We start from the raw sequence: 14,997 nt of genomic DNA, 5'->3' as shown, positions 1-14,997 counted from the left end.
CACTTATATGATATTTATATCTACAGAACCTTTTCGAATATAGCATAAATAAAAATTGGTACCTTCTCTTAAGTAAGAAGATACCAATTTATTTTATTCATATCTTAGCGCATCTATTGGATTTAAATTAGCAGCCTTTCTTGCTGGATAAATACCAAAGAAAATTCCTACCGCTGAGGAGAATAATATAGCTCCAATGATAACTCCTATGGAAAGTGAAGGGGTTATATTTGCAAAGCTTCCAATTGCATAGCCTCCCAAAATTCCGAGAATCATTCCAATTATACCGCCTATTAGTGAAATAATTACTGATTCAGTCAAAAATTGAAGAAGTATTGCATTAGTTGTCGCTCCTATGGCTTTTCTAATACCAATTTCTCTTGTTCTCTCAGTTACTGATACAAGCATTATATTCATAACACCTATCCCTCCTACCAAGAGAGAAATTGCTGCAACGGCTCCTATAAAGGCCGTGAATATTCCTAGAACCTTATTTACTTGATCAAGCTGCTTGAGTGCATTCTCAACCTTATATTTATCCTTGCCTCTATTGTTATGCCTGCTCTCTAGTATGTTTTTAGCTCCATTTCCTGCTGCTTCTCCTTCATCCTTAGTCGTTGCCACTAAAGTTAATCTATCAATATTGAAATCAGTAGGATACATAGTTTTAACAAAGTTTGTAGAAGCATAAATTAGTGCCGGCATTTGACTTGTGTCGAAGGCGAATCCACCTAAATCTAGCTTTGTAACTCCTATAATTGTTGCCTTTACAGGAGATTTTCTGCTTCCAAGCTTTATACTTTTTCCAACAGCATCTGTATAGCCGAATAGTGCTCTAGCATTAACTTCATCTATAACTATAACAGGCTTTCCTTCTAAAAACTCTCTTTCATTAAATCCTCTGCCATAAAGAAATTCAGCGTTTTGAGCTGCAAATAAATCTGGATTTCCTCCGGTTATGGAAGCTCTTTTTGTCTTCACCTCTGAGATCGCTACTCCATTTTTAGATACTGTAGGGCTAATATATTTAACTGTAGCCACTTTTTCTTTAATTGCATCTATATCTTTTAACGTAATATAATCACTTGGCTCTGCCTTTGAATTATCTAGTGAAACGTTTATAGTTGCAGCACCTATTTTTTCAAACTCACCAGTTATAGTGTTTTGTCCCCCCTGTCCAAGGGACACTATAGTTATAACGGAACTTATCCCTATTATAATTCCCAACATAGTGAGAAAGGATCGCATTTTATTTGATAATATACTATCTATAGCCATTTTAAAATTTTCAACTATATTTGAAAAAAGCCTCATTACTGTCCTTCCCCTCTATAAAATTATTCTATCTTTAACCTGATAGTCATCCACTATCTCACCATCTCTAAACCTAACTACTCTTTTTGTATGCTGAGCAATATCTGGCTCATGAGTTACCATTATTACAGTAGCACCTTCGTTATTTAAGTCCTGAAAAATTTTCATAATTTCAACTGAAGATTTTGTATCAAGGTTTCCAGTAGGTTCATCTGCCATTATAACAGCAGGAGTATTAACAATAGCACGAGCAATAGCCACTCTTTGCTTCTGTCCCCCTGATATTTCATTTGGTCTATGTTTAACTCTATCACTAAGTCCAACCTTTTCTAAAGCTATAAGAGCTTTTTCTCTTCTCTCTTTCTTCGAAATGCCTGCATAGGCCATAGGCAGTTCAACATTCTCAAGCACAGTCATCCTAGGAAGAAGATTAAATGCTTGGAATACAAACCCTATCTCCTTATTTCTTATGAGCGCCAGCTGCTTATCATTAAGGCTTGATACATTTTGATTATTTAAAATGTAAGTTCCGCTGTCCATTCTGTCTAAACAGCCTAATATGTTCATCATAGTAGACTTTCCTGAACCAGAAGGTCCCATTATTGATGTAAATTCACCTTTTTCAACTTTTAAACTTACACTCTTTAAGGCAGTAAAGTCTATATCACCTGTAATATACCTTTTGACTACATCCTTCACCTCTATCATTACTTGGCTTCACCAGCTTCCTTAACAACTGTTCCATTTTTTATATTTTCACTTGGATTTAGTATAATCTTATCCCCAGCCTTAACTCCTTCAATAACCTGTGCCTCCATATCTGATTGAAGTCCAAGCTTAACTTCTTTTTCCACAGCCTTGTTATCTTCAAAGACAAAAACAAAGGTCTTATCTTCTTTAGTTGTCCTCACACTTTCTGCTGGAATCTTTACAGTATTATCAACCTTACCCAGAAGAATATCTACGTCTGCATCAAAATCTATTTTTAAACCTTCAGGCTTATCTAAAATATCTATTTCCATTCCAAGAGTAGTTTCAGTACCAGTTGCAGATACTGATTTCTTGGCTGCTGGGTCAATAACTGCTACTTTTCCCTTATATTCCTTGGTTCCGCTCTTAACTATAGCTTCCTGCTCAACTTGTATCTTATTAGCATCGTATTTCCCAACAGAAACTTGAAGCTTTAAAGCATTTATATCCTGAACTGTAACCGCAGGCTGTGCAGCTGCCATTGTTGAAGCTCCCTCAACAACATTTACAGCTGTCACAACGCCATCAGCTTCTGCTATAAGCTTATCCTGACTTTTCGAAAGATTTTGCTTTGCATTATCAAGACCTATTTTAGCAAGTGCTATAGCATTATCTGCTTGCTTTAGCTGCTCGCTAGAAAATGGCAGCTTTAGATTATCCCTAGTCTGCTTGAGTGTTGCCTTTTGAGTTTCCAATGTTACAGCCTTTGCTGCCTCAAGAGGATTTTTCTTAGCATTTTCAATTTGACTTTCTAAATCTACAATTTGCTTATCCATATCTGACATCTTATTTTTCATGTCACTATTAGAATTTACTTGCATTTGCTTTGTAAGCACAGCATTATCGTACTGTATTTGAGCCTGTTTTACTGCAACGTTTGCATCAACCACTTCATACTCAACTAGTACTTGATCCTTTTTAACAGTATCTCCAACCTTAGTATTTACTTTCTTTACTTTTCCCTGAATCGGAAAATAATCTTTGCTGCTCTTAGACTTTATAGTGCCTGTAGTAGATAAATAAGACTTTATCTCTCCTTGTGACACTGCTGCTGTTTTAACCCCTATAACATTACCTTTGTTTTTATTAGCTGCTTTAAAGGAAATTATCCCTCCAACAACAGCAATCACTACAATCCAAATAATAACCTTCTTTTTCATAGTTTCCTCCTACTGATAAGCTTCAAAAATAAAATTTACTTACCACATTAACTATCTAATTATACAAGCTGTCTAACTTCAATTCCATATTGTATAAAAATTTAATATTTCCTTAATAATTTTAAAGCCTTAGGTTTCCCCAAGGCTTAGTTTACCACCCAGTAGGCTTTTGAGTATCTACTTTAGTAGTCCATCTTCCATCTGATGACTTATAAGTCATAGTTATATAATATTTTTTCTCACTTTTATTTTCCTTATCCCAGAAAGTTATCTCACATTTGTATAAAAAAGTCTTATACCCAACGGTTTTAACATTCATAACAACATCATATTCCTTTTGCTTTTCCTCACCTTTTGCCTGAGTCATAAGCTCCGTATTTAACCCTTTACCTGAAAGACTTGACTTAAAATCTTCCAAGTCCGCAGAGAATATAAACTTTGCAACCTCTACATCATCATAAATATTTATTCCAATGCTTTTACCCTTAGCTTCTTCTTTAGAATATTTCTCAGCAAAGCTAAGTATATTACCGTAGTAAATTTTTTGAAAGTCTTTCGGCTTTCTTATATTCCAAAAGCTTTTTATTATGTCATTATCTATTCTTTCAGAAACTAAATATATTTTATCCTCACTATACAAATTACCAGCATCTTTCTTATCTAGTCCAGCTATATAATTAAATCTATAAATCTTACCTGGACCTTCTTCCATTTCAAATATATAATCAGGCTCAAGTTCTGACTTAACTGGAGCAGGTTTAGCAGTGGACAATATTTCGTAGAGTTCTGATATAGCTTTCTGATCTGTAACTACAAATCTAAATCCTGTATCTCTTGTATTTTGAATAACTATTTTTCTAATCTTTCCCTGCTTTATGTATTCAAAATCATTGTTCTTCATACCTAGCTTAACTTTCATCTGATCAATCCTATCACAACCATAAAAAAAGCTTGAAAATAAGATTAAAACCAGTAGATAAATTAATCTTTTATTTCGCTTCAATGTTTTTTCTCTCCTAACTTTTATATCTGCTCAGTCTTTTCCTTAGAAACAATCTTCTTTATTTTATCATAATTAAAAAATATTGCTCCAAGTACAACTATAAACAAGCTAATAAATTGAGATGTAGATAATAATCCTACGCTACCTCTTGGATCATCCCTAATAAATTCTATAACAAATCTTCCTATACTGTAAATTATCAAATAAAGGGAAAAAACTCTGCCTTCTTTTCGTTCTTTTTTATCATACCATAATAAAAACAGCGCTAGGGCAAAATCAAATATGGAAGAAAAAATCTGAGTTGGATAAACATGAATGTCTAGTGGTCCAAGCGAACCTTCCTTAAACTTAACCCCTAAGAAAGAACTAGTAGGCTTCCCATAGCAGCAGCCTGCAAAAAAGCACCCTAATCTTCCAAATCCCTGTGCAAGAGGCAGACTAGGAATTACTAAGTCAAATATATTTAAAAGCTTCCAGCGCTTCTTCTTTGAATAAAGGTAAACTCCTGCAACTCCCCCAATTATAGAACCATAAATTACAAATCCATTTCCAAAATCCATAAGCTGAGAAGGATCGTTTATTATATTTTTTAGTTCTGTCATTATGTATAAAAGCTTTCCTCCAACTACACCAAGTACAACAGCAATAATTGCCATATTTAGCATGCTGTCCTCATCATAGCCCCTTTTCCTTGCCCTATAGTTTAATAGCAGAATAGCTGCAATTATACCAATAGCTATCATTGTGCCATAGCCATAAATAGGTACTCTAAAAATTCTAAAAAAAATTGGTCTCATTACAAATTCCCCCTTGTATTCCTTATAAGCATATAAAGACTTGTAATCTTTATGCCCCTTGCATTTCTTATAAGCACATAAGTATTATTATCAATTGTACTTTTATTCTTTAGAAATTAATAAGAGAAGCTAATGCTTCTCTTATCTCTAAATTATAATACTTTGACAGATTTAACGCAATGAATATTATTTTTTAAGCTCAAAGGTTTCAACTATGGTTTTAAATATAGTTGGCATATTCTCCTTGAAGTTTTTATCCCTTACATAAAAAGAAAATCTAAAGAACTTGTCTGTATCCTTTAAAAAGTATTCATACCCTTTAAAATTTGTATCTGTATCTGTCTTCATTGTATATGTAATTAAATATCCCTCATGCTTTTTTATTACTATTGGAGTCATATTATATTCACTATACTCAGCATATTGTTTATTAACTTCTTTGCTCTTATCTAGAAAGCTTTTCAAGTCTTGGTTTAGCTTCCAAACCTGTACAAAACCATGAATAACTGCATCCTCTGAGTCAAAATCATTATGATAAACTATTTCTCCTCCGCCAAAATCTTTTTTATTAGCTGTCCAATTATCTGGCAGCTTATAGCTGAAGTTTAATTCCGGCACATCGTACTTTACTAGTGTATTTATGTTACTCTGCATTAGAGCTACATATTTCAACCTTCCATCAAATTTCTTTTCAAGACCAAATAAGACTACCATAAGACCGACAATAATTACAGTTACACCAAGTCTTTTTCTGTTTAAAATTATTAACCTCATACTTCCTCCTTTCATTCGGAACACTAAGTAATTAAAATCACTAGCTTCCTCTCGCAAGCTACAGTTAACGTGCATTTATAACTTTTTCCGCACAGTTCTATTAATAAAGTATATGTACAAGCAATTAGTAATAGAATGAAGATTTAATCAATGAAGGATGAAGAATTTAATAGCTCTCATTCTTCATCCTTCATTAATTACTTTACAGGAATAACTATTGTTGAGTTTCTGAAATCATAGAACATTAACCAGTAACCATAACTGTCTTCTCCCTCGTCGCCTTCCTTTAGAGGTACCCAGGTAACAAAACCAGTTCTTCCTGCAAACGGCTGATCTGCTCTTGCTTTTGTTCCAGGTATTCCATAAACCAAATATTTCATCTTATTATCTTTATCAAGCTTATAGCCAAGTACAAAATGTCCAAACTTTCTTATATATTGATAATAGTTGTTCATTGGATAATATACTACTGTATGTTTATTGTAATCCATGCAGTTCATATCCTCTGGTCTATATACAGGAACCTTGTACCAGCTGCATCTCTTGATTTCGGTGCAAATATTCTCTAATTCTTCAAAGTCCTCTGCAACCTTCATAAAGAAATCGCCAACACTTCCCTTAGGTCGCTCCTTTTTGCACTTGTTTTCGCAATGCTCATGTTTTTCATTGTTATTCCAGTCATTTTCATGATGTTCATGCTTTTCATTATCTTTGCACTTATTTTCATGATGCCCATGCTCTTCATTGTCTTTGCACTTATTCTCATGATGCCCTTGCTCTTCATTGTGTTTGCACTTATTTTCTTGATGCTCATGCTTTTCATTATCATGACATTCATTTTCATGCTTGATCTCGCATACACCATCTTTGCATTTCTCTTTCTTTCTATCCAGGTCCATATCAATTTCACTGTCTTCAAGGATACCCATTGGCATATTGTCATTTGGTTGTTCCTCAACATTTTGTTTTTCAACTTCAATCTGCATTTCATATTCATCAAAAATATTAGTTGGTTGTGGATTATCAACTGCTGGCTGCTCCTCAACCATAGGTGCTGTTTTTTCTGGCTCCTCAATAACTGGTTCTACTTTCGCTGGTTCTGTAACTACTGGCTCAACTTTTACAGGTTCTACCTTTGCAGGCTGAACCTTTTTATCCATCCTATCTTCTTCCTGTCTATTTTTTTCCTCCTCTATCATAGGGAATCCCTTCCATTCAGGAATTTCAGTAGTTGTAAAACCACTCATTACAGGAATAATATTTGAGTTCATAAATCTAACGATCGAAGCTCCGACTACCTTATCCACATTTATACTAAAATTACCCACACTTTCTACTGGATACTCATAGGATACTTCAGCTCTTCCATGTTCATCTATGTTCAGTTCGCCAAGCTTTAACAGCTTCTTTGCATCTTTTTTGTTGCAAACTAGCACCATGTAATAGGGTGCGCTCTCCTTCTTAAGATTTTGAACATAGTAAGACACCTTGCATTTATCGTTCTTTATTTCCAACTTAGCATAGCCAGAAGGTAACTTGTCAGAGGCCAAAGCATATCCTTTTTCATCTTCTTGTAGTATTATAAAATACCTGCTGTAGCTCTTTTTTTGAGTCAACTCTTGTCCCTCCAAAAAAATTATTCAATATAGTATATGAAAGGCCTTTCCAAAAGTGACCATATAATAAAAAAATAAGACGCGGTTATAGTTATAACCACGCCTAAAATTCTATTTATGAGCTAAATCATATATGCTATTTGCTAAATTGCCAAATTCCTGCAGTGAAAGAGTTTCTCCTCTTCGCTTTGGATCTATATCAGCCATTTCAAAAGCTTGCTTCATCAATTCACTATCAACACCTAGATTTTTAGTTGCATTCCAAAGAGTCTTTCTTCTCATGTTGAAGGCTTCTCTACAAACTTTGAAGTAGAACTTCTCATCCTTAACATTCACTCTTGGTTGTTGAAGCTTATCAAGCTTAACAACTATTGAATCAACCTTTGGCTGTGGAATAAATGAACTTGGAGAAACCCTTCTTATAACCTTGGTATCGCAATAATACTGGACGAGAATTGACAAGGCTCCATAGTCGGATGTATTTGGTTTTGCTGCAATTCTTTCTCCAACCTCTTTTTGAATCATTATAGTAAGTGACTTAAAGTTATAGCCTTCATTTAAAAGCTTTGCTATGATCGGAGTAGTAACATAGTAAGGAAGGTTTGCAACTACCTTAACTGATGTTTCCTCGCCAATTAATTCTTTAAAATCAACTTTTAGAGCATCCTTATGAACTATTTCAAAATTATCAAATTCCTTGAGTTCTTCCTGTAATATAGGAAGAAGATCAGAATCCAATTCGATAGCACATACTCTTTTTGCTCTTTTTAATAATTCTCTTGTTAAGGTTCCTACACCAGGACCAATTTCGATAATGAAATCTTCCTTACCAACTTCTGCACCTTCAACAATATCTATTAAAACACTATCATCTATTAAAAAATTTTGTCCAAGGCTTTTGGTAAACTTAAAACCATACTTTTTTACAATATCTCTTGTTGAAAAATCATTCATTCTTTTTCTCTCCTACAACTCTACTCTCTTTAGAGCTTCAACAAATTCTTCTCGTGTTATTCCGTAATTATTTAATCTTGTTATAAACTGTGTTGAATTACAATAGCCTATACCAAGCTCCCGCCCTACTGCTTCTCTTCTTTCCTTGGCTTTATTGTCTCCTGTAAGCTTAAAGAATATAAGATCCTTTATATTAAACTCATTTCTTTTTTCTTTTACTTCACACTTTGCGCATTCAAGAGCCCTCAATATAGTTTCAGGTGATGCATTTTCAACTCCAATGTCATCATCTTTAGTACCTTCCTTTTGGGTTATGTATGCATGTTTAATTCCTAAAACTCTCTTTGCAATAATTCTTCTTATTTTCTCACCTGCATGATCTGGATCAGTAAGTACAATTACACCCTGCCTCTTTTGAGCTTCCTTAATTCTCTCGATAACTTTTGCATTTATACCAAAGCCGCCAACAGCTATAATCTCAGCATCCACTGCTCTTTTAACAGCAGTAATATCATCTCTTCCTTCAACAACAATAACTTCTTTAATCAATCTAATACCTCCTTCAAGCAAAGATTGAAAGCTCACAGCTTCATATCCACTAATTCACCTTAAAATATCTATTATATTGTGTTATAAGCGGCATAAAATGTCAAGGCAAAAAAATAAGGAGCAGTTAGCTCCTATGTATCACTTTAAGACGTACACATTCACATACCGTCTTCCCCATTTAATACATTCTGAATTTGAATTCAGGAATATATCTATGATATTTCCTTTAATAGCTCCCCCAGTATCCTCTGCGATAGCATAACCATACCCTTCAACATATAGTTTAGTACCCAGCGGAATAACTCTTGGATCTACTGCTATTGTGCTATACCCATTTGGATTTCTTTTTGCTGTTGTGCCTGTTGCGGTTATTCCAAAGCCTTTATCACCAGGTCTCTTGCCTGTACTAGCATAGTCAGCTGTGTATGCAGTGGCCTGCATTCTAAGAGCTTTCCTATAAACAACATCATTAATACTGCCTCCACGGGATACTTTAATAGCAGCTAATGTGCCTACAGAAACTATTTTTTTAATAGGCTCTTTTTCAACAGCTTCATTTACTACTTCTCTTGCTACTTCTTTTCCATCCTCATATAGAACTTTAGTAGTTATAACTTTCTCGCCCTGTTGGCCATTTTGAAGTACTTTGGTTACTGTATTAAGAGCTTCTTCATCCTTTTGGACTACAGTTGCAAAGTCAATAGACTCGCTAACCTTTATAACTCTTTCATCAATTCTTGTTATAGAAACTTTTAAACCATTCTCTACTGGTACGGTTCTTGAAGGCAAAACTCTATCTGAGTTTCTAACCTCTATCCCCTCTTCCTCTAACATTTTGTCTACAGTATCCTCAGTTGTTAAGACTTCAATATTCTGACCATCTACGGCAACTTCAACAGGTATAGCTCTTTTAATGTCTAATCTGTCGATTTTTTTTACAACTGTGTCAATGCTCGGCATTGTCTTGTCCTTTGGTCCTAAGACTATGTCGTTTGCCTCTAATACATTCTTAAAGGTCTTTCTAAAGGTAACAATTTTTGTTTCCTTTCCATCTATTGCTACTACGATAGTCTTTTTGGCTGCATTTACCCCCACAGTACTTCCTATTAATATAAGCACTACAATAAATGCTGCCTTGGGACCGATTGAAAAATAGCGCTCAAAAGCTTTTTTCAATTTATCCATCTTGGCTACCTCCTTACGCAAAAACAGCTTATTTCCACTGTTAAAGCTTTATTTTAGACTGTTTGGTTTCCGCAAAATAACTCTTGCTATCCTATTTAGCTATACCGCGTAATATTCTACTTGGTATTAGGAAAGCTAAGTTAACCTTGCAGCTATCCCTTAAATGCAGTAATATGCATAAAGTATAAAAAATAATGATTGCGGCTATTTTAATTTACAGTCTATAAAGAGGCTTTGTTAAAATAAAAAACAACAGGAATATAAAATTATATATTTTCACCAAAATTTGTAATATGTTTAATTATATGCCAATTGTCCAAGTTTTAATCACTTACATAGACAAAAAATAATAGACACGTCACCGTGTCTAATTTTTTATTATAATTTTAGCATTAACTTTGTATTATTTATTGTTGCTTTAGATATTTCTTCTTCAGATACTGCCTTAATTTTAGCTATTTTTTCTATAATATAGTTTATATAATCAGATCTGTTTCTTTTTCCTCTAAAAGGTGTTGGAGCCATGTAAGGGCAGTCTGTTTCTACCAGCATTCTGTCTAAAGGCACTTCTTTAGCAACCTCAACAAGTTTCTTTGCATTTTTAAAAGTAACAACTCCTGTAAAACCTATATTGTATCCAAGTTTTAAACATTCTCTAGCAAATTCTACGCTACCAGAAAAGCAGTGCAGCACCCCCTTAACCTTAGGAAACTCCTTTAGTATATTTAAGGTATCTTCATGAGCATCCCTATCGTGTATTACTACAGGAAGGTTGAGCTCTTCGGCAAGCTTCATCTGTGCTCTAAACACGCTCTTTTGAACCTCTCTTGGTGGATTTTCCTCATAATAATAATCAAGTCCTATTTCACCAATAGCTCTAACCCTTTTATTTTTAGCCATATCTCTTAGTTCTTCTAAAACATTTTGATTAAATTCCAAAGCATTTTCTGGATGAATTCCAACAGCAGCATAAAAAATATCATATTTATCAGCAAGCGCTACAGAAGTTCTTGCCCCCTCAAATGATGCGCCACAATTGAGCACTCCTACAATTCCATTTTCCTTAAGCTCCTTTATAACCTGTTCTCTATCTTCATTAAAAGATTCATCATCATAATGAGCATGTGAATCGAAAATTTTTAACATTTATATCACCTCAAAAATAAAAATAGTGTGTACTAAAAATTTTTAGCACACACTACATTATAACCTATGCTTGATTATTTAGTCTAAACTATTTAATAACTACTAGTTCATAATCTTGATTTCCAAGACCAATTTCTTCAGCGTAGTTTAAGCTGACTCTCCAATCTGTATTGGGATGAATGTGATGAATCTTATCTCCATGTTTATGCTCATGGTCTTCGCATTCACATACTCTCTCCTCTAAAAGACTTCCACCTGTTACTGGAGCTGCATTAACAGCGTCAATTGATGCCCTGTCAAGTGCAACCGGGTCAAAGGAAGCCATAATTCCTAAGTCTGGAACTATTGGCACATCGTTGCTGTCCCAACAATCACAGTTTGGAGATACGTTCATTATGAAATTAATATGAAAATTTGGCTTTCCATTAATAACTGCATGAGTATACTCAGCTATCTTTTCATTTGCAGTATCAGCTGCTTCATTCCATATTACCTGAGCTGCATCAAACTGGCAAACAGCCACACATTGACCGCAGCCAACACACTTGTCATAAGCAATAACAGCTTTTCTATTTTCGTTTAATTCTATAGCATCCTGTGCACAATTTTTGATACACTGACCACAACTCACACAATTTTCTACATCAATTTTAGGCTTTGAAGCTGAGTGCATTTCAAGCTTTCCACCTCTTGAGCCTGAACCCATACCAAGATTTTTAAGCGCTCCTCCAAAACCAGTCATCTCATGGCCCTTAAAGTGGTTCATTGATATTACTATATCAGCATCTGCAATGGCAGTGCCTATTTTTGCAGTTTTGCAGTGCTTCTTATTTATTTCTACTTCTCTAAAGTCTGTTCCCTTAAGTCCATCAGCTATTATAACATGGCAGCCTACAGCTAGTGGATTGAACCCATTTCCATAAGCAGCTTCCAAATGGTCAAGCGCATTCGCTCTTCTTCCAGAATACAAAGTGTTTGAATCTGTTAAAAATGGTACCCCACCTAATTCCTTAATAACTTTAACTATTCTTGCAGCATAATTAGGCCTTATGTATGCAAGGTTTCCTGGCTCCCCAAAGTGAATTTTTATAGCTACAAACTTATTTTTAAAATCGATGTCTGCTATGCCAGCTCTTTTAATAAGTTTTTCAACCTTGTCCAATAAATTAACACCTGGCTTAGTTCTTAAATTAGTGAAATAAACTTTTGATTTTTCCATATGTTATCCTCCCATCAAATTAAGCTCAAAGCAGTTTATCACTGCTCGCTCTATCAAACTTCTTATTAAAATCTATTTATAACTTTAGTAATACTAAAATATCATAAAATATATTATATCACTAAGTATATTTATACTGAATAAAATTTAAGTAATTTGGCAAAATATATACTATTAATAGGTTAAAATTTAATAATCTATTATATTCAGTTTTTTTATATATTTAGGAGGTTTACTTAAATGCAAGGAACAGTAAAATGGTTTAATTCACAAAAGGGTTTTGGTTTTATCACAACTGAAGAAGGAAAAGACGTATTTGTTCACTATTCAGGAATAGAATCAAATGGCTTCAAGACACTTAACGAAGGTGACAAGGTTTCCTTTGATTTAACACAAGGACAAAAGGGAGATCAAGCAATCAACGTAAAACCACTATAATAAATAGGAAGCACAAATACCACATTGGTTTGTTAATAGATGATATTAATAAAGCTTCTGCGATGCGAAAAGACCGCCTCTCCACGGCGGTCTTTTATCTTAACTATTTGCTTTTTCTTCAATCATCTTCGCTAATGAATGAGCCATTTCATCGATTTCTGATTGATTCTCACCTTCAAGCATAACTCTTAACAGAGGTTCTGTTCCTGAAGGTCTTATTAGGACTCTTCCAACTCCATTAAGTCTTTCTTCCATTTTTTTAATCTCGTTTGCTATTTCTAAGTCTGTTTCATGTATGTTTTTCATTTCATTTGGAATCTTAGCATTAACTAATACCTGTGGAAGCTCCTTCATCATAGAAGCAAGGTTTGAAAGCTTTTCACCTGTCTTTTTAACTATTGCTGCTAATTGAAGTCCTGTTACAAGACCATCACCTGTCGTATTGTGCTCAAGAAATATTACATGACCTGATTGCTCTCCACCAAGCACATACCCTTCTTTGACCATCTCTTCTAGAACATATCTGTCTCCAACCTTGGTTTTAACAGGTGTTATGCCCTCTTTAGCTAAAGCTATATCTAGTCCAAGATTACTCATTACTGTTACAACTACAACGTCCTTATTGAGTTTTCCTTGCCCCTTTAGGTATTTGCTGCAAATTGCAAGCATGAAGTCACCATGTACAAGGTTTCCCTTTTCATCAACAGCAAGACATCTGTCTGCATCACCGTCAAAAGCAAGACCTAAATCGCAACCTTTTTTAACTACATACTCCATAAGTTCTTCTGGGTGTGTAGAACCGCAGTTCTTGTTAATGTTTATTCCATCTGGATCATTATTTATAACAACAACTTCAGCGCCAAGACTTCTAAAGGTTTCAACAGCAGACTCATAGCTTGCGCCGTTAGCACAGTCTAAAGCGATTTTCATCCCTTTGAAATTAACATCAATTGTTGATTTTGCAAACTCAACATAATGCTCTAAAGCTGCTTCTTCTACTACTTTTCTTCCTAAATCTGCACCAGTTGGCTGAGGTACTCCCACAAAGCCGTTTTCAATTACAGCTTGTATTCTGTCTTCTAATTCATCAGATAACTTATAACCCTGTGAATTGAAGAATTTTATTCCGTTATATTCAACTGGATTATGAGAAGCTGATATAACTACTCCTGCATCCGCTTTATATTTTCTAGTTAAGTGTGCAACTGCTGGTGTTGGAACTACTCCTAAGCTTACAGCCTCTGCTCCAACAGAAAGTATTCCAGCTATAAGTGCTGATTCAAGCATATCTCCTGAAATTCTTGTGTCCATTCCAACCAGTATCTTTGGCTTATGAGCTCCTTCAGTTAACACAAAAGCTCCTGCTCTTCCTAAATTGTAGGCAAGCTGTGCAGTAAGCTCACTATTTGCTATTCCTCTAACGCCATCCGTTCCGAATATTCTACCCATTACAATAACCCTCGCTTTTCCTGTTTGACATAAATATACAGAATAATTATATAACACCTGCTATTTCATTACAATGTAAAAAAGTAGCAATTATAGTTGCTACTTTTTTAATCTAAGCAGTATATTCTGCACCTTTTTCAAGTGCTTTTTTATTAGCTTCATAGAACTTTGCTTTTCCGTGCTCCTTCAAAGCATTTAAGAGTTCCTCCATAGATACAATGCCTGTCTTAGCAACTAAAGCTCCTAAAAGCACCATGTTAGCTATGGTTTTGCTTCCTATTTCTTCAGCTATTGTTTGAGCTGGAATACTTATAATCTCTATATCTTTTCTCTCTGGCAGTCTGTTAACTAAATCGCTGTCTACTATTAAAAGGCCATTAGGCTTTATAGCATGTTCAAATTTATCTAAAGAAGGTCTGTTCATAACAACTAGTGTTGTTGATTCATTAACTATTGGAGAACCAACAGCTTCCTCTGAAAGAATAACAGAGCAGTTTGCAGTTCCTCCTCTCATCTCTGGTCCATAGGATGGGAGCCAGGAAACATTAAGTCCTGCATCCATACCAGCATAAGCAAGGAATTTTCCCATGGAAAGTATTCCTTGTCCTCCGAAGCCTGCAAATAATATTTCTTGTGCTTTCAT

15 protein-coding genes are annotated in these 14,997 nt (G+C 34.6%); 1 reads left to right on the top strand and 14 read right to left on the bottom strand.

Annotation, left to right across the window (positions count from 1 at the left end; all coding sequences use genetic code 11):
• Positions 1-93: 93 nt before the first annotated feature.
• The 12 genes from NBE98_RS14010 to NBE98_RS13955 all read right to left on the bottom strand — a co-directional run bounded on the left by NBE98_RS14010 (position 94) and on the right by NBE98_RS13955 (position 12,467).
• Positions 94-1,314: an ABC transporter permease gene (locus NBE98_RS14010; RefSeq protein ID WP_250815599.1), complete on the bottom strand. Its 1,221-nt coding sequence runs from the start codon at positions 1,312-1,314 to the stop codon at positions 94-96.
• A gap of 15 nt (positions 1,315-1,329) precedes the next feature.
• Positions 1,330-2,022 carry an ABC transporter ATP-binding protein gene (locus NBE98_RS14005; protein WP_250815598.1) on the bottom strand — a complete coding sequence of 231 codons (693 nt, stop codon included), beginning with the start codon at positions 2,020-2,022 and terminating at the stop codon, positions 1,330-1,332.
• Positions 2,022-3,224 (bottom strand): efflux RND transporter periplasmic adaptor subunit, encoded by a 1,203-nt coding sequence (locus NBE98_RS14000; protein ID WP_250815597.1) that lies wholly within the window; start codon positions 3,222-3,224, stop codon positions 2,022-2,024. The genes NBE98_RS14005 and NBE98_RS14000 overlap by 1 nt, the downstream gene beginning before the upstream one ends.
• A 151-nt stretch (positions 3,225-3,375) precedes the next feature.
• The gene (locus NBE98_RS13995) at positions 3,376-4,227 is read right to left on the bottom strand and encodes a YhfM domain-containing protein (RefSeq protein ID WP_250815595.1); all 852 of its coding nucleotides are present in this window, start codon (positions 4,225-4,227) and stop codon (positions 3,376-3,378) included.
• Positions 4,228-4,247: 20 nt separating this feature from the next.
• Positions 4,248-5,024 carry a prolipoprotein diacylglyceryl transferase gene (locus tag NBE98_RS13990; RefSeq protein ID WP_250815594.1) on the bottom strand — a complete coding sequence of 259 codons (777 nt, stop codon included), beginning with the start codon at positions 5,022-5,024 and terminating at the stop codon, positions 4,248-4,250.
• A 186-nt stretch (positions 5,025-5,210) separates the two neighbouring features.
• Complete coding sequence (locus tag NBE98_RS13985) at positions 5,211-5,798, bottom strand: PsbP-related protein (protein WP_250815593.1); 588 nt, start codon at positions 5,796-5,798, stop codon at positions 5,211-5,213.
• 197 nt (positions 5,799-5,995) lie between these two features.
• The gene (locus tag NBE98_RS13980) at positions 5,996-7,414 is read right to left on the bottom strand and encodes a DUF7922 domain-containing protein (protein ID WP_250815592.1); all 1,419 of its coding nucleotides are present in this window, start codon (positions 7,412-7,414) and stop codon (positions 5,996-5,998) included.
• Positions 7,415-7,525: 111 nt separating this feature from the next.
• The gene (gene rsmA / locus NBE98_RS13975; RefSeq protein WP_250815591.1) at positions 7,526-8,368 is read right to left on the bottom strand and encodes a 16S rRNA (adenine(1518)-N(6)/adenine(1519)-N(6))-dimethyltransferase RsmA; all 843 of its coding nucleotides are present in this window, start codon (positions 8,366-8,368) and stop codon (positions 7,526-7,528) included.
• Positions 8,369-8,380: 12 nt separating this feature from the next.
• Positions 8,381-8,917 (bottom strand): ribonuclease M5, encoded by a 537-nt coding sequence (rnmV, locus tag NBE98_RS13970; RefSeq protein WP_250815590.1) that lies wholly within the window; start codon positions 8,915-8,917, stop codon positions 8,381-8,383.
• 138 nt (positions 8,918-9,055) lie between these two features.
• Positions 9,056-10,102 (bottom strand): resuscitation-promoting factor, encoded by a 1,047-nt coding sequence (locus NBE98_RS13965; RefSeq protein ID WP_250815589.1) that lies wholly within the window; start codon positions 10,100-10,102, stop codon positions 9,056-9,058.
• Between the two features lie 378 nt (positions 10,103-10,480).
• The gene (locus NBE98_RS13960; protein WP_250815588.1) at positions 10,481-11,248 is read right to left on the bottom strand and encodes a TatD family hydrolase; all 768 of its coding nucleotides are present in this window, start codon (positions 11,246-11,248) and stop codon (positions 10,481-10,483) included.
• 88 nt (positions 11,249-11,336) lie between these two features.
• Positions 11,337-12,467 (bottom strand): DUF362 domain-containing protein, encoded by a 1,131-nt coding sequence (locus NBE98_RS13955; RefSeq protein ID WP_250815586.1) that lies wholly within the window; start codon positions 12,465-12,467, stop codon positions 11,337-11,339.
• A gap of 240 nt (positions 12,468-12,707) precedes the next feature.
• On the opposite strand from NBE98_RS13955, the gene NBE98_RS13950 reads away from it, so the two are divergent.
• Entirely contained in the window at positions 12,708-12,905 is a 198-nt protein-coding gene (locus NBE98_RS13950) for a cold-shock protein (protein ID WP_250815584.1), read from the top strand.
• A 99-nt stretch (positions 12,906-13,004) separates the two neighbouring features.
• Here the strand turns inward: NBE98_RS13950 and glmM are convergent, their stop codons facing one another.
• On the bottom strand, positions 13,005-14,354 hold the full coding sequence (glmM, locus tag NBE98_RS13945; protein ID WP_250815583.1) for a phosphoglucosamine mutase: 1,350 nt from the start codon (positions 14,352-14,354) through the stop codon (positions 13,005-13,007).
• A gap of 112 nt (positions 14,355-14,466) precedes the next feature.
• Entirely contained in the window at positions 14,467-14,997 is a 531-nt protein-coding gene (locus NBE98_RS13940) for a 2-oxoacid:ferredoxin oxidoreductase subunit gamma family protein (RefSeq protein WP_250815582.1), read from the bottom strand.

Origin of the sequence: Clostridium swellfunianum (assembly GCF_023656515.1) — a bacterium.
Classification (GTDB): domain Bacteria; phylum Bacillota; class Clostridia; order Clostridiales; family Clostridiaceae; genus Clostridium_AT; species Clostridium_AT swellfunianum.
The sequence above is the reverse complement of the archived record's forward strand: the minus strand, read 5'-3'. Positions and strand labels throughout refer to the sequence as shown.